Consider the following 17,308-nt stretch of genomic DNA (forward strand, 5'->3'; position numbering starts at 1 on the left):
GGCATACGGTATGTAAATTTTACCCTCTACCTTACCGCTAACGCCTGCTAGCTCGTTTGGTTTAGCCACGTCGTTTCTACGAAGAGTATATTTAACCTCTTCTTTTTTGCCTTTTATCGTTATATTGATATCTTCGTGAGCTACCTCGATCTCTAATTTTCCGTCAAACGGCGCTTTTATCTTTGGCTCAACCAAAAGCACGGCAGCATTTCTACGATTTGCAACTATATCTTTGCCGTTATTTTCATAAACGTTTAAATTATAGTATCTTATGAAGCCCTCTTTTTGAGCTACAACTTGACGATCTTGTTGCTCCGTAGATGCTGTTCCACCGATATGGAAAGTTCTAAGAGTAAGCTGTGTTCCGGGCTCACCGATTGATTGAGCCGAGATGATACCTACGGCCTCACCCGGTTTTACCAGCTTGCCTTCACCCAAATTTATACCGTAACATTTAGAGCATACGCCCTTTGCAGCCTTGCAAGTGATCGGTGTTCTAATGCTTACCGATTTAATACCGGCTTCAATGATAGCTTTTGCTTTTTCTTCATCTACCAAAGTGCCTTCCGCAAATAAAATTTCATTTGTTATCGGATCTATAACGTCATCTGCAAGAACACGTCCTAGAACTCTTTCTTCAAGGCTTTCTATAAGCTCTCCGTTTTCGGTTATCTCGGTGATCTCAACACCCTCGTGCGTACCGCAATCTTCAATAGTAACCTTAACGTTTTGCGCTACGTCAATGAGCTTTCTGGTAAGGTATCCGGCGTTTGCCGTTTTAAGCGCGGTATCGGCAAGTCCTTTTCTGGCACCGTGAGTTGAGATGAAGTATTCAAGCACGTTTAGTCCCTCGCGGAAATTTGAGGTAATAGGCGTCTCGATAATCGAGCCGTCAGGCTTAGCCATAAGACCACGCATACCTGCAAGCTGACGAATTTGCGCAGCAGAACCTCTAGCACCTGAGTCCGCCATCATATAAATCGAGTTAAATCCACCCTTATCGTTTTGGATGAGCTTCATCATCTCGCCTGCGACTACGTTATTTGTATCGGTCCAGATATCAACTATTTTGTTGTATCTTTCTGAATCTGTTAAAAGTCCTGCGCCGTATTGGTTTTGAATTTCACGAACTTTTTTCTTGGCGCTATCTATGTGCTTTTGCTTTCCTTCAGGAACGATGATATCTGCTATAGATATAGAAATTCCCGCCTTTGTAGCGTAGCGGAAGCCTAAATTTTTAAGCTTATCCAAAAATCCTGCCGTTATCTCAAGTCCACCTACTTTATAAACATAATCAACCAAATTCGCTATATCTTTTTTCTTAAGAACCCTATTCCACATATTTTCAGGAACAAAATCAGGCAGTATCGAGCGGATAATCAAACGTCCGGCAGTCGTAAAGAGCGTCTTGCCCTCAATCATAGTCTTAATCTTTGAGTGAACCTCAAGGCAGTGCGCTTCCTCGGCTATCATAACCTCATCAACGCTTGCAAAAATTTTATTTGCTCCCTTAGTATCGCTCTTTTCTAAGCTTAGATAGTAAATTCCTAAAACCATATCCTGACTTGGAACGGTTATAGCCTTACCGCTTGCAGGAAGCAAGATATTCATCGAACTAAGCATCAAAATTTTACACTCTGCGATAGCCTCTTGTGAAAGCGGCACGTGAACAGCCATTTGATCACCGTCAAAGTCAGCGTTAAACGCAGCACACACAAGCGGATGAAGCTGTATCGCCTTGCCTTCAACTAGCACAGGGTGAAACGCTTGTATAGAGAGCTTATGCAGCGTAGGAGCACGGTTTAGCATGACAGGATGATCTTTTACCACCTCTTCTAAGCACTCCCAAACTTCGTTCGTCTTATCCTCTATCATCTTTTTAGCTTGTTTAACGGTCGTTGCATAGCCCTTTTCTTCAAGGCGTGCTAAAAGGTGTGGCTTAAACAGCTCAAGAGCCATTCTTTTTGGAAGTCCACACTGATCCATCCTAAGTTTTGGACCTACAACGATAACCGAGCGACCCGAGAAGTCAACACGCTTACCAAGCAAATTTTGTCTAAAGCGACCTTGTTTTCCTTTGATGATTTCAGAAAGCGACTTAAGCGGACGTTTGTTTGCGCCTTTAACGGCATTTGCCCTTCTTCCGTTATCAAAAAGAGCGTCAACCGCCTCTTGAAGCATTCTTTTTTCGTTTCTGATAATAATTTCAGGCGCGTCAAGCTCCATAAGTCTTTTTAGACGCGCATTTCTATTGATAACACGGCGGTAAAGGTCATTCACGTCAGAAACGGCAAATTTGCCTCCGTCAAGGCTAACAAGTGGTCGTAAATCAGGCGGAAGCACAGGCAAATTCGTAATCATCATCCACTCAGGACGGTTGCCTGAATTTAAAAACGCCTCAACAACTTTAAGTCTTTTTACAATAGTTTTTTTCTTGGCTTCCGAATTTGTAGAGCTTACTTCATCTTTAAGCGTATTTAAAAGCTCAACAAGATCTAAATTTTCAAGCAGATCGCGGATAACTTCGCCGCCCATTCTAGCCTTAAATCCGCTATCTTCAAATCGCTGAATTAAAGATTGATACTGCTCTTCGTTTAAAACATCATAAATTTCTACTTTTTTACTGTTTTCATTATCATAAAACGCTTCGCCCGCCACTTCAACTATATAAGCCTCATAGTAAAGCACGCGCTCTAAGTCTTTCATCTTAATGCCAAGAAGCGTTCCTATACGGCTTGGAAGTGAATTTACGTACCAGATGTGAGCCACGGGAGTCACAAGCTCGATATGACCCATGCGCGAACGACGAACTTTTGAGCTAGTTACTTCAACACCGCACTTCTCGCATTTAACGCCCTTATAGCGCATTTTTTTATACTTACCGCAAAGACACTCATAATCACGAATCGGGCCGAAAATTTTAGCGCAAAACAGACCGTCACGCTCAGGCTTTAGAGTTCTATAATTTATAGTTTCAGGCTTTTTAACCTCTCCGTAACTCCATGATTTTATCTTATCCGGGCTAGCCAAGCGAAGTTGGAAAGCTTCAAAATCACGCGGGCGTTGCTCTTCTTTTATTTCAATCGGTTTTAGTTCACTCATCGTTATCTTCCTCGTCATATACTTCAACATCAAGCGCTAGAGATTTAAGCTCGTTTGTTAATACGAAAAACGTTTCAGGAATTCCAGTTTCAGGGACGTTTTCGCCTCTTGTTAGAGCCTTATACGCCATTAAACGACCTTCAACATCGTCTGATTTTACGGTTAGCATCTCTCTTAAAGTATGAGCCGCACCGTAAGCCTCAAGCGCCCAAACTTCCATCTCACCAAATCTTTGACCGCCAAATAGCGCCTTACCGCCGACAGGTTGCTGTGTAACAAGGCTGTATGGTCCAGTACTTCTTGCATGAACTTTTTCGTCGACAAGGTGGTGAAGCTTAAGCATATACATGCAGCCGACATTTACTCTCTCTTTTATTTTTGAACCGGTGCGTCCGTCATAAAGCTCGGTTTTACCGTCCATATCGACTTTTGCCATCTCAAACAGCTTGGCAAATTCTTCAACTCTAACGCCTTCAAATATAGGAGTGGCAAATTTAACGCCACTTGCCCAATCTCTTGCGTATTCGATAAGTTGCTCATCATCTATTTTGGCAAGCGTTTTTTTAGCATCCATAAATTTAGAAACCGAAGCGATCTCTATCATCTTAGCGCGAAGCTCTTTAACCCACTCGCCTTTTTTCTCTTCGAAAATTTGATTTATCTGCTCACCTAAACGATATCCGACAAGACCAAGGTGACTTTCTAAAATTTGACCGATATTCATACGGCTTGGAACGCCCAGCGGATTTAATACTATATCCACAGGCTGTCCGCTAGGAAGGTATGGCATATCAACTTCAGGAACGATGTTTGAAACGATACCTTTGTTACCGTGACGTCCCGCCATCTTATCACCCACTTTTAGTTTGCGCTTGGTCGCCACATATACTTTTACTAGCTTTACAACGCCGCTTGGCAATATATCGTCTTTTTCTAAAATTTCGATTTTGTTATCGTGCTCTTCTTTTAGCTTTTTCTTCTCGTTTTGGAAATAGACTTTTAGCTCGTCATATTTCTTTTGAATATCTTTTGAGAAGCCTTTAACTATAGTGTTTAGAGTAAAACGGTTGATATTTTCAAGCTCAGCTTTATCTATCTTTTCGCCTTTTTTATACTCTTTTTTGCCTATGGCTTGAGCCGATGCAAGAGTGTTTTTAGAAAGAAGAGAAGTAACCTTTAGCATCTCTTCTCTATCCATCATAAGAAGTCTATCGTGATGCTCTTTTTCTAAAGCCGCTTTTTCCTCTTCGTAAGTTTTATTAGTTCTGCTATCTTTTTCATGACCTTTTTTGGTAAAAATTTTAACATCTACCACAACGCCTTCCATAGAAGCCGTTGCATATAGTGATTTATTTACTACATGACCAGCTTTTTCACCAAATATCGCTCTTAAAAGTCTCTCTTCAGGAGTTGGTTTAACCTCGCCCTTTGGAGATACTTTTCCTACCAGTATCATGCCGGGTTTTACGTGCGTTCCTATCTTGATGATTCCGCTTTCGTCAAGGTGCATAAGATCTTCTTCTTTTATATTAGGGATATCTTTTGTAATCTCCTCTACACCGTCTTTTAACTCTCGAGCTTCTATCTCTTTTTCATAGATATGCACGCTTGTAAAAGCATCTTCACGTATCATTTTTTCGCTAATTACGATCGCATCTTCATAGTTGTATCCATTCCAAGGCATGAATGCGATAAGTGCGTTTTTACCTATGGCAAGCTCGCCACGCTCCATACTAGAGCCATCGGCTATAACTTGTCCAGCTTCAACCACATCGCCTTTTTTAACTATAGGATGTTGAGAAAATGTAGTATTTTGGTTAGTTCTTAAATTTTTCTCCATAGAGTAGTGATCTATATAAGGACCTACCTCATCTTCACCCAAAATGAAAATATTTTTATTATCGACTTTTTCAACAACGCCAGAGCGTTTTGCCTTGATAGCCTCCCAAGCATCGCGAGCTACGATTCTCTCCATTCCGGTTCCTACGATAGGAGCGGATGAGCGAAGAAGCGGTACTGCTTGACGTTGCATGTTTGAGCCCATGAGAGCACGGTTAGCATCATCATGCTCTAAAAACGGGATAAGCGAAGCAGCAACACCCGCTATCATACCCGAACAAAGGTCGATTAGCTTAACGTCTTCGCGCTTGGCAAGTATCATCTCGCCATCTTGTCTAGCCTCGATCAGGTCTTCAACTATATATCCGTTATCATCTATCAAAGTTGAAGCTGGAGCTATAACACTATTTTCTTCTTGAGTAGCCGTCAGATAAACGATCTCATCGGTTACCTTGCCGTCAACTACTTTTTTATAAGGCGCTTCAACAAAGCCTAGGTTATTTACTTTAGCATAAGTTGAAAGTGTATTTATAAGACCGATGTTTTGACCTTCCGGAGTCTCAACCGGACAAATTCTGCCGTAGTGAGTAGGATGAACGTCGCGCACTTCAAATCCTGCACGCTCTTTTACAAGTCCGCCCTCACCAAGTGCTGATAAGCGGCGCTTATGCGTAACTTCGCTTAATGGGTTTGTCTGGTCCATGAACTGGCTTAACTGCCCACCCGTAAAAAATTCTGTTATAGTCGTAGTAATCATCTTTGGATTTACAAGATCATAAGGCATTATCTCTTCGATATTGCTACTTAAACTCGTAAATTTATCACGGATTGCCTTTTGCATTTTCACAAAGCCAAGGTGAAGCTCGTTGGCTAAAAGCTCGCCGATAGAGCGGATACGTCTGTTTCCAAGGTGATCTCTATCGTCTATGTGTCCTTGTCCGTTTTTAACCTTGATAAGATATTTTGCCGTTTTGATAATATCTTCATTTGTTAAAACGGTTACATATTCAGGAACGTCAAGACCTAGCTTGTGATTCATCTTCATACGACCGACTTGCGTTAGATCATATCTTTCAGGGTTGAAGAACAGGTCATTTACAAATGTTTTTGCTGCATCTTTTACGACAGGCTCGCCAGGTCGCATAACTTTGTAAATTCTAATCGCTGCAAGGTCGTTTTCATCTTCAACATTTTCAGTTTGTTTAAGAAGCTTTAGAGTCTCGCTATCTGCAATAAATGAGTTTATAATCGCATCATCAACGCCGGCTGCTAGATCGTTTGCTATCTCTATAGTGTCTTGCTCGGCTAAAATTTTGACTAGTTTATTTTCATCAAGCTGTGCAAGAGTATCATAAAGCACCTCTCCGCTCTCTTTATCGATAACAGGAGAAGCTAAAAATCTATTAACCAAAATTTCGGTCGGATACTCGACCCACTTTACGCCCTCGCTTATTATCTTGTCTGCTTTTTTCTTAGTTAATCTTTTGCCTGCTTCATGAAGCACATTTCCGTCTTCATCTTTTATATCGTATTCGATTCTGCCGACATAGTCTTCAGGATTAAACGGAGTTAAAAATTTATTATTTTTAATCGATAGGGTTTGAATAGGGTAAAATAGCTTTATAATATCTTGTTTTTTATATCCAAGCGCTCTAAATAGTATAGTTACAGGAACTTTTCTGCGTTTATTGATACGAACGTATAAAACGTCTTTTGTGTCGTATTCAAAATATAGCCAAGAGCCGCGGTCGGGAATAATCTGGGCTGTGTAAATTAGCTTATTTACGACAGTCGGGCTTTCTTCTTCTTTAAATATAACACCAGGGCTTCTATGAAGTTGGTTTACGACAACTCTTTCAACACCGTTTATAATAAATGAAATTCTATCTGTCATAAGAGGAATTTCGCGTATAAAAATTTCTTGCTCTTTTATATCTTTTACACCGATCTTTTCACCGGTTTTCTCATCTTTTTCATGAACTATAAGGCGAATTTTCATCTTCAAATTTACAGAGTATGTAAGACCTCTTTCCATACACTCTCTGATGGTGTATTTTGGTTTACCGATCTCTGAGCTTACATATTCAAGCGAAAGTCTATTTTGCGGATCATGTATAGGAAATATTGATTTAAAAACTTTTTCGATACCGCTTTCGCCTTGATTCTCGCTCAAATTTAAAAAATGATCAAAGCTCTTTTTTTGTAATTGTAGTAGGTTAGGAACATCTATCTCTTTAGCGACATTTGAAAAATCAACTCTAAGACGATTTCCTGAGTATAAGCTGTTTAACATGCATCTACCTCGTGGTATAAGTTTGAAAGAAAAGTATTGAGCCACAAATTTGTGGCATCTAAAATTTAATTAAGGAAGCCCGAGAGCTTCCTTCCAAAAATAACAAAATAATAAATATTATTTAAGCTCGACTTTAGCGCCTGCTTCTTCAAGTTGTTTTTTAGCTTCTTCAGCTTCAGCTTTGCTGATTCCCTCTTTAAGAACTGAAGGGGTTTGCTCAACTGCATCTTTAGCCTCTTTAAGACCAAGACCGGTAAGAGCTCTAACAACTTTAATAACGTTGATTTTCTTATCTCCGCCGTCAAGTAAAACAACGTTAAATTCAGTTTTCTCTTCAACTTCTGCCGCTGCTGCGCCGCCTGCTGCGCCTGCTACCATAACCGGAGCTGCGCTTACGCCAAATTTCTCTTCAAATTCTTTTACTAATTCGCTTAGCTCTAATACTGAAAGATTAGAGATAAATTCTAGTACATCTTCTTTAGTAATTGCCATTTTTAAATTCTCCTAATTTTTATGCTGATTGTTCTTTTTTCTCTTTAAGCGCATTTAATCCAATTGTGAAATTTTGGATAGGCGCATTCCAAACTTGCAATAACATTGCAATAAGCTCATCACGACTTGGCATTTTAGATAGTGCTTTAACTTTTTCAACACTAGCAACTTCGCCATCAATGTGTGCTGTTTTAATCTTAAACAACTCACTGTTAGTCTCTTCAAATTTAGCCGCAACTTTAGTAGCCGAAAGCTGGTCGCCCCAAATGAATATATTGGTATCTTTAAGAGCCATACCGTCTTTATCCGCATTCTTAAGTGCGATATTTGCAAGAGTATTTTTTACTACTTGAACTTTTACGTTTTGCTCTCTTGCGGCATTTCTTAGCACTTCAAGTTTTTTAACGTTAAGTCCACGGTAATCGCATACTATAATCGCTTCATTATCTTTAAATTCGGCTTCAAGCTTAGCTATTATTTCAGATTTTTCGTTTCTTGTCATTCATTCTCCTTTCCGACCGGTGATTTCAAGCAGAGCGGGTCGTCCAATTAAGTCTATTGACCTCGGCTATCTCCAATCTAAGATATAAATTTATAAAATTTAATTAACGTAAATCTATAAGTTCTTGAGTCTCAAGTGAAATAGACGGACTCATAGTTAATGACAACGCTGCATTTTTGATATATCTTCCTTTTGCAGCTGCCGGTTTATGCTTGTTTATGGCTTTAATAAAAGTTGAAATGTTATCATTAAGTTGTTCTTTTGAAAAACTTACTTTACCAAGTCCGGCATGGATATTTCCTTGTTTATCTACACGGAAATTTACCTGACCGCTTTTTGCATTATTAACAGCTTGAGCAACATCCATTGTAACGGTTCCTGTTTTAGGATTTGGCATAAGACCTTTTGGCCCAAGTATACGACCAACTTTACCTACAAGACCCATTAAATTTGGAGTAGCTATAAGCACATCAAAATTCATTACGCCTTTTTGGATATCTTCAATCAAATCATCGCTTCCAACGATATCCGCGCCCGCCACTTTAGCTTCATCAGCCTTAACGTCTTTTGCGATAACAGCTACACGAACGGTTTTACCTGTTCCAGCAGGAAGAACAACCGAACCTCTTACCATCTGATCGGCATGTCTTGGATCAACGTTAAGTTTAAGTGCTATTTCAACTGTTTCATCAAATTTTGCAGAAGCAAGAGTTTTAACAGTATTGATTGCTTCATCTAGTGCATAAATTTTGTTTGCATCTACTTTTTTAAGTAGTTCGCTAAATCTTTTTGTAGTTTTTTTTGACATTAATTTCTCCGCATTTTAAAGTGCTTCCGCCTTAAAGTTTAAATCCTTGGCGGTTTAAGGATTTTAATCAATGATATCTATGCCCATTGAGCGAGCGGAACCTGCGATAATTTTAGCAGCTTGCTCTTTATCGTTAGTGTTTAAATCAACGATTTTTCTATCTACGATTTCAAGTATTTGAGCTTTAGTAAGCTTTCCTACTTTATTTTTTAGCGGATTATCCGCACCTTTTGATATGCCGGCTGCTTTTTTAATCAAATCTGTAGCAGGCGGTTGCTTTGTGATAAAAGTAAAGCTTCTATCCGCATAAACAGTGATAACTACAGGGATATTGTATCCTGCCATATCTTTTGTTCTTTCGTTAAATGCTTTACAAAACTCCATAATATTTACACCTTGCTGACCTAAAGCAGGACCTACCGGTGGGCTTGGGTTTGCTTTAGCTGCTGCAATTTGTAATTTAATTTCGCCTATAACTTTCTTAGCCATAAACTTCTCCTTATACTATCTTCTCAACTTGTGAATATAAAATTTCAACTGGTGTACTTCTGCCAAAAATAGAGACATTAAGTCTTAACTTACCATGTATCATATCATACTCTTCGACTATACCCGTAAAATTCGCAAAAGGTCCATCTATAATGCGAACACTCTCACCGTTATCAAATGAAATTTTAGGTTTAGGTGCTCCGCGTTTTTGAACTTTTTCTAATATTAAATTTATATCTTTATCGCTTAAAGGAGTAGGTTTTTTTGATTCACCTATAAATCTCCCGACTTTTGGCAATGATTGAATTTTATGCCAAAGCGCAGTGTCCAAATCAAGATGTGCAAAAGCATAGCCCGGATAAAGGCTTCTTTCGTTTATTTTTTTCTTGCCGTTTTTAATCTCAATCACATCTTCGGTAGGAACAACAACTTCTTTAAGCTGATCTTCTATATTATGATCTCTTACTAAATTTTCAATAGCTCTCTTAACACTCATCTCACTACCGGCGTAAGTTTGAATCGCATACCATTTATGTGCCATAACCTACAACCTTTTAAATTAATTTTGAAAGAGAATAAGACATCACCACATCAACAAGTGCTAGAAACAGTGAAACTACCGCCACAACCGCAAAAACAGTTATAAACGCATTTCTTACTTGCTCTTTCGTAGGGAATATAACCTTTTTTATTTCTGCACTAGAGAGTTTTAAATAGTTTGTTAATTTTTCCATTTTCAACCTTATGATGGCAGGGCAAGAGGGATTCGAACCCCCAACCATTGGATTTGGAATCCAGCGCTCTACCGTTGGAGCTATTGCCCTAAGTGAGCATATTAGCTCTTCAGTTTAACTTCTTTATGAACTGTGTGTTTTTTTAATCTTGGACAATATTTTTTAATTTCCAACTTTTCAGTAGTTGTCTTGCTGTTTTTTGTCGTAGTATAATTAATATCACCAGACTCTGAACACTTAAGACCAATCTTTACTCTACTATTATTTTTTGCCATAAATTTCCTTTAAAAAGCGGAGAAAAATCTCCGCTAAAAATCAAAATATTAAATTAAGCTAATATTTTAGAAACAACACCTGAACCAACTGTTCTACCACCCTCGCGGATCGCAAAACGTGTTCCCTCTTCAAGAGCAACAGGCGCTATAAGCTCAACTGTAATTTTTAAGTTGTCGCCAGGCATAACCATCTCTGTTCCCTCAGGAAGCGTGATAGAACCTGTAACGTCAGTTGTTCTTACATAAAATTGTGGTCTATAGTTGTTAAAGAATGGAGTGTGGCGTCCGCCTTCCTCTTTTGTAAGGATATAAACTTCACCCTCAAATTTTGTGTGTGGAGTAATTGATTTTGGCTTACATAGAACCATGCCACGCTCAACGTCCTCTTTCTTAGTGCCTCTTAGAAGTACGCCAACGTTGTCGCCTGCTTCGCCTTGCTCCATCTCTTTTCTAAACATCTCAACGCCGGTAACTGTTGTTGTCTGTGTATCTCTAATACCAACGATTTCGATTGTATCGCCAACTTTTACAAGACCTTTTTCAATTCTACCTGTAACAACCGTACCACGACCAGAAATTGAGAATACGTCTTCGATTGGCATCAAGAAATCTTTATCTGTAGCGCGAACCGGAGTTGGGATATAGCTATCAACAGCAGCCATAAGCTCCATAACTTTTGCCGACCACTCGCCGTCCTTGCCTTCTTTGGCTTCATTTAGAGCTTGAAGAGCAGAACCAGCTACGATTGGAGTGTCGTCTCCCGGGAAGTCATACTCACTAAGAAGTTCGCGAATTTCCATCTCTACTAGCTCAAGAAGTTCAGCATCGTCAACCATATCAGCTTTGTTCATGAAAACAACGATATATGGAACACCAACTTGGCGAGATAGAAGGATGTGCTCTCTAGTTTGTGGCATTGGACCGTCTGCTGCAGAAACAACTAGGATAGCGCCGTCCATTTGAGCAGCACCTGTAATCATGTTTTTAACGTAGTCGGCGTGACCTGGGCAGTCAACGTGAGCATAGTGGCGATTGTCTGTCTCATACTCAATGTGTGAAGTTGCAATCGTAATACCGCGCTCTTTTTCTTCTGGAGCATTATCAATATTGTCATAATCTTTAAGCTCAGCAAGACCTTTTCTTGAAAGAACAGCAGAGATAGCAGCTGTTAGAGTTGTTTTACCATGGTCAACGTGACCGATAGTACCTATATTTACGTGTGGCTTGTTACGTGAAAATTTTTCTTTTGCCATATCTTCCTCCGTAATGATATTTGTTACTTTAAAATTAAAAATTCATGCTTGTTTTATATTCTATCTATATTTTTAGTAAAATACGTGGAGCTCATAGCGGGACTTGAACCCGCGACCTCTTCCTTACCAAGGAAGTGCTCTACCTCTGAGCCATATGAGCGTTACAAACGCTTGGCAATATAGAATTTTCATAAAACAAACATAAACAACTATATGGAATAAATTTGGCAGACTGTATAAATGTATAAAAATTTTACAGCTCCCAGTTTCACTCCAAATTCTTACCCAAATCTTGGAGCGGGAAACGGGACTCGAACCCGCGACCCTCAGCTTGGAAGGCTGATGCTCTAGCCAACTGAGCTACTCCCGCGTATAGCATGGTGGTGAGACGTGGATTCGAACCACGGAAGACATAGTCAGCAGATTTACAGTCTGCCCTCGTTGGCCACTTGAGTATCTCACCCTATTTAACATTAATAATTTTATTTGGTATTTCTGGTCAAACACTGTTACAAAATGGAGCTGGTGAACGGATTTGAACCGCCGACCTACTGCTTACAAGGCAGTTGCTCTACCAACTGAGCTACACCAGCACTTAATTTGTGAAAGCTGAATTATATCTCAAAAAATTTTTAAAGTCAAGGATGTTGGAGCCAAATTTCACTTTATCAAGTTATTTTAACTACTTTTTCTCATAAGAACAACCAAATTTATCCTATCTTTTACGCCTGTCTTTTCAAAAATCGCAGAAATATGCGCTTTGACGGTTCGTAAGCTTATATTTGCTACTTCGGCTATCTCTTGATTACTAAGTCCTTGATAGATAAAATTCGCCACCTCTTTTTCTTTTGGCGTTAGTCTCTCAAGAGTCACTAAAGATTTTTCGTTTGAGCTATCTTTAGTCATCATCATTATCATGCTTTGGATAAATTCAGGATACAGCCAGACATTTCCCGCCTCAATACTTTTAACGGCATCGTTTAGATGAATTTCTAGCATGTGGGCGTTACCGTATCCTTTGATTCCATGCGCTAGAAATTCCTTACCTTCGCTAAAATTTGGCTCTTTTGACAGCAAAAATACTTTCAGCTCAGGATAAATTTGTAAAATTTCAAGGATAAGATCTTTTGCGCCTGCAAAAAATTCCACACAAAGCACGGCACATTCGCTTGTGTCTATATTTATTAAAAGATCAGACTCTGAAGCAAAGGCTATCACTTCACGCTCTTGCAGCTTACTTTGCCACTCTTTTACAAGAGAGTCGCTAGATGCGTATAGTCCGACTTTCACTGTAACTCTTTTAAATTTTTATATCAAATTTATACAAAAGTTTATCATTAACTATAATATAAATTTCTTTTGCTTTTTTTGGAGCCAAAGACATTTTCGTATAGGCAAACGTCTTTAAAAACTCGCTTACAACCCTAGCTTGCATATGTGTAGATATTGAAATTTCGATAGTATCGTTTGTGATTTTATACTTATACACGCTTTTATTATCAAGAATTTGCAGATCAAGATATACGCTTTCACTGCTTTCATCATATCCGTTTATAAAAATTTTAACGCTTCTTACGATATCGTCTAAAATTTTTATATCCTCTTCAAATTTATACACACAAGAGTCTCTTTTGCATTCATCAAAAAGCTCTTCTATAATCTCAAATTTAAAATTTTCATCTGTATTTACATGACTCTTTAGGCTTACTTCATTTAAAACTTGATCAAATTTCTTAACACAATCACTGAATATAAGCTCTTTGATAGATGAGTTAATCACATCTACACCGTCTCTTTCATGTATCATATCAGTAACTATAAGAGTATCTACAAGCAGATGCGATCTGGCAATGATATATTCCTCAAATTTTCCGCTATAAACGGCTTTATTTATATTATCTTTTACTATTTTGTGAGAATTATCACTCTCTTCTATCGCAAATGCTCTTGTTTGCACTATCGCTCCCTTAGAGCGTTTTGTTTAGCTTTTAAAATCGGTTTTAAAAGATAATCAAGAACTGTTTTTTTACCCGTAATAATATCGGCACTGGCTATCATACCAACTTTTATACGAAGCGGCTTATCTTCGCTGCCTAAGAAATTCTTTTCGGTTTGAATTCTAACTAGATAGTAGCTTTCGCCACTTTTTTCATTTGTTTCGGTGTCGGCTGAAATTTGCACAACTTCACCGTTAAGCCCGCCGTAAATAGAAAAATCATAAGCCGTAAGTTTTACTACCGCTTTAAGGCCCGGGCGCAAAAACGCCACATCTGCCGGCTTAACTTTAACTTCGGCTATAAGAGTATCTTCTATAGGAACAATCTCTGCTATATCCATTCCGGGTTTTATAACGCCCGAAACGGTATTTACCATAAGCTTACTCACGATACCGTCAACCGGCGAGCGCACAAGAGTCCTATCGACTCTATCGCTTAAATTGATCTGGCTTTCATTTAGTCTTGAAATTTCGGCAGATACTTCATTCAGCTCTTTTTTGACATTGTTTTTAAAAGCAAGCCTCGTTTCGGTTATCTTGTTTTCAACCTCTTTTATAGTGGATTCTATCCTAGGTACCGAAAGAGTAGCTGCATTTAAATCACCCTTTAAATCATTAACTCTTCGTTGTAGCTGCAAGTATTCAACTTCACTTACAAGCCCTTTTCTAAAAAGCGGTTCGGTGATATTTTTCTCTTTAAGCATTAGATTGTAGCTATTTTGCGTTTGAGATATCTTATTTTTAAGCTCGACAAGTTCATTTCTGCGCTGTTTTATCTGCTCTTCAAATATACTTACCTGCTCTCTTAGTCTTGCCTTATTTGTCTCAAAAAGACTCTTTTCAAACAGAACAAATTGAGCCATATCCTTATCTCTAGTCTCGTTGTAGTCAAATTCTTTGTCATTTGCTTCGGCAAAAAGGCGCATGTACTTAGCCTGAAGCTCATCCATGCGAAGTTTTGACTCGCCATAGCTACTCGAGAAAGTCTTGTTATCTATCTTCAGTATCACTTGACCTTTTTTAACCTCATCTCCTGTTTGGATTAAAATTTCTTCGATTATACCGCCCTCAAGGTTTTGAACGATCTGGTTTTTACCAGAAGGGATGATCTTGCCTGCACCTCTGGTTATCTCATCTACTTCCGCCCAAGATGCCCAGATGATGAGCCAAGCGATAGTGATAAAAACTGCATATAAAATTCCCCTAGAAGCCGATGGCGCCTTAGCAAGCACGGCTTCAGACAAGCTTGACATAAAGCGAAGATCGTGAGCGTCATAATTTTTTGACTGAACCGTTTTTTTGATACTATCAACGGAGTCGTTTAAATTTAAACCTATATGCTTTTGTTTTTGTATATCGTTTTTTAAATTATTATCCATCTTCTTGCCGCCTATTTACCGCTTAATTTAGCCAAAACTTCATCTTTTGGACCGTCAAGCAAAATTTTGCCCCCATCAACGACTATAAGCCTATCAACCAAATCAAGCAATGAGGTCTTATGAGTTATCAACATCACGGTTTTTTCTTTAGTATTGTATTTCAAATTGTTTTTAAGTTTATTTTCAACGCTACTATCAAGAGAATTCGTAGGCTCGTCAAGCAGGATAATAGGACTATCAAGCAAAAACGCCCTCGCAACGGCAATAGCCTGACGCTGACCGCCGCTTATACCCTCACCTCTTTCAAATACAGGCATATCAAAGCCGAGCGGATGCGCATCGACATACTCATCTACTCCGCTTACTTTGGCGGCTTTTATTATCTGCATATCATCGACATGAGGCGCTTTATAAACGATATTTGCCCTAACCGTTCCTTTAAATAACATAACATCTTGCGGCACGTAGCCGATATTGCGGCGAAGGTCGGCAGGATCTATCTGATTTATATCTATGCCGTCTATCAAGACAGAGCCCTCAGTCGGAGAGTAAAGTCCCAAAATCAGCTTTTCTATAGTTGTTTTTCCTGAGCCGTTTCTACCTATAAGACCTACTTTTTCGCCTGCATTTATAGTAAAATTTACCCTATCAAGAGAGGCTTTTGTACTTTCAGGATATGTAAAACTTACGTTTTTAAACTCAATCTTTCCTGCAAAATTTGTTCTTCTTACAAATTTCTTTCCGTCAGGTCTCTCAACAGGCATTTCCATTATCTTTTGCAAGCTCTCATAAGCAGTCTTTGTCTGCTCGAAATTTGCTAAAAGCGAAGCAACTTGTCCCATAGGAGCAATCGCTCGCGAAGAGAGCATAACAGATGCTATAAGCCCACCCATTGTCAAATTCATATCCTGTATCATATATACGCCGCATACCACTACGGCTATAGTATTAAGCTGAACAAGAAAAGATGTAACGGTGCTAATTGAGGCTGAAATCAGCTTTGATTTTATGCTTTTGTTGGCAATTTCACCCGTAGCTTCCTCCCAGTTCCACTGCGCATGGCCCGTAGCGCCCATAGTTTTTATCGTTTCAAGACCATTTAGGGTTTCAATCAAAATTCCGTTTTTCTTGGCGCTTGCCTCAAAGGTGCCTTTAATGCTGGCTTGCAGCGGATCTTTGATAAGCAAAGTATAAATTACGATAATAACGATAAACACCAAAGGCACCAGCACCATGAGTCCACCGATAAAATAGATCACAAATAAAAACAAAAGCGCAAAAGGCAGATCCACAAGCACAGTTAGAGTGCTTGAAGTAAAGAAATTTCTAACTGTATCAAATTCTCGAAGGTTGTTTGCAAAAGAGCCTACCGATTTTGGTTTAACGGACAGCTTGATATCCATAACTCGCTCAAAAAGCAAAGAGCTCATGATGATGTCGCTTTTTTTACCCGCTATATCAAGAAAATAGGTTCGTATAAATTTCAAAAACAGATCAAGCATATACACAACGCCTACGCCAAGAGCAAGCACCCAAAGCGTCTCAACGGCGTTATTTGGCACAACCCTATCATATACGTTCATCGTAAACAAAGGACTTGCAAGCACAAATAAATTTATCACTATACTGGCAACTATAACATCTATATAAATTTTCTTAGAGCGCTTTAAAGTACCCCAAAACCAGTGGCTTGACTGACTATCAATCAGATGGGTTTTATTATCTTCAGGCACAAATTCGCGCTTAAGCAGATAAGCGTATCCCAAATACTCTTTTTTAAGTTTGCTAATCTCAATGCTGCTTGAGCCGTTTGGCATCTCGGGAGTTATGATCTTAGCGTGCGTTTTGCCTTCAAAACTCTCTAAAATGCAAGCCTTTTTACCGCGCAATATAAGTATGCAAGGCAGCACAAGAGGCGAAATTTTCTCCAGATCTTTATTAACTAAGGTTGAAACAAATCCTGCACGTTTGGCAGCCCTTGTGAATAATGATTTAGAGCCTTTTAAAGAAAATAGCTCCACGCTTTCGTTTTCGCTAACCGGAAGCCCCGTAATAAGTGCATCGGCGGTATAAGGGTTGTTATGAAGTTTGGTAAATATAACCAGACAGTCTAAGAGTTCGTCATTTTTTGATTTTTCTTGCATAT

At 39.0% G+C, this 17,308-nt stretch carries 14 protein-coding genes and 5 tRNA genes; all 19 read right to left on the reverse strand.

Going from position 1 to position 17,308, the window contains the following annotated elements; all coding sequences use genetic code 11:
* Window positions 1-3,102: DNA-directed RNA polymerase subunit beta' (rpoC, locus tag CDOM16188_RS08455; RefSeq protein ID WP_172201351.1), on the reverse strand; the 3,102-nt coding region annotated here is incomplete at its 3' end.
* Window positions 3,095-7,234 (reverse strand): DNA-directed RNA polymerase subunit beta, encoded by a 4,140-nt coding sequence (rpoB, locus tag CDOM16188_RS08460; RefSeq protein ID WP_172201353.1) that lies wholly within the window; start codon window positions 7,232-7,234, stop codon window positions 3,095-3,097. The genes rpoB and rpoC, both read right to left, overlap by 8 nt.
* Window positions 7,235-7,351: 117 nt before the next feature.
* A complete protein-coding gene (gene rplL / locus CDOM16188_RS08465) occupies window positions 7,352-7,726 on the reverse strand; it encodes a 50S ribosomal protein L7/L12 (RefSeq protein ID WP_169940612.1) in 375 nt (124 codons plus the stop codon).
* 19 nt (window positions 7,727-7,745) lie between these two features.
* Entirely contained in the window at window positions 7,746-8,228 is a 483-nt protein-coding gene (gene rplJ, locus CDOM16188_RS08470) for a 50S ribosomal protein L10 (RefSeq protein WP_172201355.1), read from the reverse strand.
* 103 nt (window positions 8,229-8,331) lie between these two features.
* Window positions 8,332-9,036: a 50S ribosomal protein L1 gene (gene rplA, locus CDOM16188_RS08475; RefSeq protein WP_172201357.1), complete on the reverse strand. Its 705-nt coding sequence runs from the start codon at window positions 9,034-9,036 to the stop codon at window positions 8,332-8,334.
* Window positions 9,037-9,099: 63 nt separating this feature from the next.
* Window positions 9,100-9,525 (reverse strand): 50S ribosomal protein L11, encoded by a 426-nt coding sequence (gene rplK, locus CDOM16188_RS08480; RefSeq protein ID WP_169940618.1) that lies wholly within the window; start codon window positions 9,523-9,525, stop codon window positions 9,100-9,102.
* Window positions 9,526-9,535: 10 nt separating this feature from the next.
* Complete coding sequence (nusG, locus tag CDOM16188_RS08485; RefSeq protein WP_169940620.1) at window positions 9,536-10,066, reverse strand: transcription termination/antitermination protein NusG; 531 nt, start codon at window positions 10,064-10,066, stop codon at window positions 9,536-9,538.
* 13 nt (window positions 10,067-10,079) lie between these two features.
* Window positions 10,080-10,259 carry a preprotein translocase subunit SecE gene (gene secE / locus CDOM16188_RS08490; protein WP_169940622.1) on the reverse strand — a complete coding sequence of 60 codons (180 nt, stop codon included), beginning with the start codon at window positions 10,257-10,259 and terminating at the stop codon, window positions 10,080-10,082.
* A 14-nt stretch (window positions 10,260-10,273) separates the two neighbouring features.
* Window positions 10,274-10,349 (reverse strand) — tRNA-Trp (locus tag CDOM16188_RS08495).
* 11 nt (window positions 10,350-10,360) lie between these two features.
* Window positions 10,361-10,534: a 50S ribosomal protein L33 gene (gene rpmG, locus CDOM16188_RS08500; RefSeq protein WP_172201359.1), complete on the reverse strand. Its 174-nt coding sequence runs from the start codon at window positions 10,532-10,534 to the stop codon at window positions 10,361-10,363.
* Window positions 10,535-10,587: 53 nt separating this feature from the next.
* On the reverse strand, window positions 10,588-11,787 hold the full coding sequence (gene tuf / locus CDOM16188_RS08505) for an elongation factor Tu (RefSeq protein WP_169940626.1): 1,200 nt from the start codon (window positions 11,785-11,787) through the stop codon (window positions 10,588-10,590).
* Between the two features lie 85 nt (window positions 11,788-11,872).
* Window positions 11,873-11,947 (reverse strand) — tRNA-Thr (locus CDOM16188_RS08510).
* A gap of 133 nt (window positions 11,948-12,080) precedes the next feature.
* Window positions 12,081-12,157: transfer RNA gene (locus CDOM16188_RS08515), tRNA-Gly, on the reverse strand.
* 8 nt (window positions 12,158-12,165) lie between these two features.
* Window positions 12,166-12,250: transfer RNA gene (locus CDOM16188_RS08520), tRNA-Tyr, on the reverse strand.
* A gap of 54 nt (window positions 12,251-12,304) precedes the next feature.
* Window positions 12,305-12,380 (reverse strand) — tRNA-Thr (locus CDOM16188_RS08525).
* Window positions 12,381-12,465: 85 nt separating this feature from the next.
* Entirely contained in the window at window positions 12,466-13,077 is a 612-nt protein-coding gene (locus tag CDOM16188_RS08530) for a LuxR C-terminal-related transcriptional regulator (protein ID WP_172201361.1), read from the reverse strand.
* A gap of 10 nt (window positions 13,078-13,087) precedes the next feature.
* Entirely contained in the window at window positions 13,088-13,744 is a 657-nt protein-coding gene (locus CDOM16188_RS08535) for a DUF5416 family protein (RefSeq protein ID WP_172201363.1), read from the reverse strand.
* Complete coding sequence (locus tag CDOM16188_RS08540; protein WP_172201365.1) at window positions 13,744-15,162, reverse strand: HlyD family type I secretion periplasmic adaptor subunit; 1,419 nt, start codon at window positions 15,160-15,162, stop codon at window positions 13,744-13,746. Before CDOM16188_RS08540 ends, CDOM16188_RS08535 begins: the two co-directional genes overlap by 1 nt.
* A gap of 11 nt (window positions 15,163-15,173) precedes the next feature.
* The gene (locus tag CDOM16188_RS08545; protein ID WP_172201367.1) at window positions 15,174-17,306 is read right to left on the reverse strand and encodes a type I secretion system permease/ATPase; all 2,133 of its coding nucleotides are present in this window, start codon (window positions 17,304-17,306) and stop codon (window positions 15,174-15,176) included.
* Window positions 17,307-17,308: the final 2 nt, after the last annotated feature.

It is taken from the genome of Campylobacter sp. RM16188 (genome assembly GCF_012978795.1).
GTDB lineage: Bacteria > Campylobacterota > Campylobacteria > Campylobacterales > Campylobacteraceae > Campylobacter_A > Campylobacter_A canis.

Bases quoted from the DNA above. Each gene is read 5' to 3' on its own strand.
- rpoB (WP_172201353.1), bottom strand. From the start codon at position 7,234: ATGTTAAACAGCTTATACTCAGGAAATCGTCTTAGAGTTGATTTTTCA.
- rplL (WP_169940612.1), bottom strand. From the start codon at position 7,726: ATGGCAATTACTAAAGAAGATGTACTAGAATTTATCTCTAATCTTTCA.
- rplJ (WP_172201355.1), bottom strand. From the start codon at position 8,228: ATGACAAGAAACGAAAAATCTGAAATAATAGCTAAGCTTGAAGCCGAA.
- rplA (WP_172201357.1), bottom strand. From the start codon at position 9,036: ATGTCAAAAAAAACTACAAAAAGATTTAGCGAACTACTTAAAAAAGTA.
- rplK (WP_169940618.1), bottom strand. From the start codon at position 9,525: ATGGCTAAGAAAGTTATAGGCGAAATTAAATTACAAATTGCAGCAGCT.
- nusG (WP_169940620.1), bottom strand. From the start codon at position 10,066: ATGGCACATAAATGGTATGCGATTCAAACTTACGCCGGTAGTGAGATG.
- secE (WP_169940622.1), bottom strand. From the start codon at position 10,259: ATGGAAAAATTAACAAACTATTTAAAACTCTCTAGTGCAGAAATAAAA.
- rpmG (WP_172201359.1), bottom strand. From the start codon at position 10,534: ATGGCAAAAAATAATAGTAGAGTAAAGATTGGTCTTAAGTGTTCAGAG.
- tuf (WP_169940626.1), bottom strand. From the start codon at position 11,787: ATGGCAAAAGAAAAATTTTCACGTAACAAGCCACACGTAAATATAGGT.
- CDOM16188_RS08540 (WP_172201365.1), bottom strand. From the start codon at position 15,162: ATGGATAATAATTTAAAAAACGATATACAAAAACAAAAGCATATAGGT.
- CDOM16188_RS08545 (WP_172201367.1), bottom strand. From the start codon at position 17,306: ATGCAAGAAAAATCAAAAAATGACGAACTCTTAGACTGTCTGGTTATA.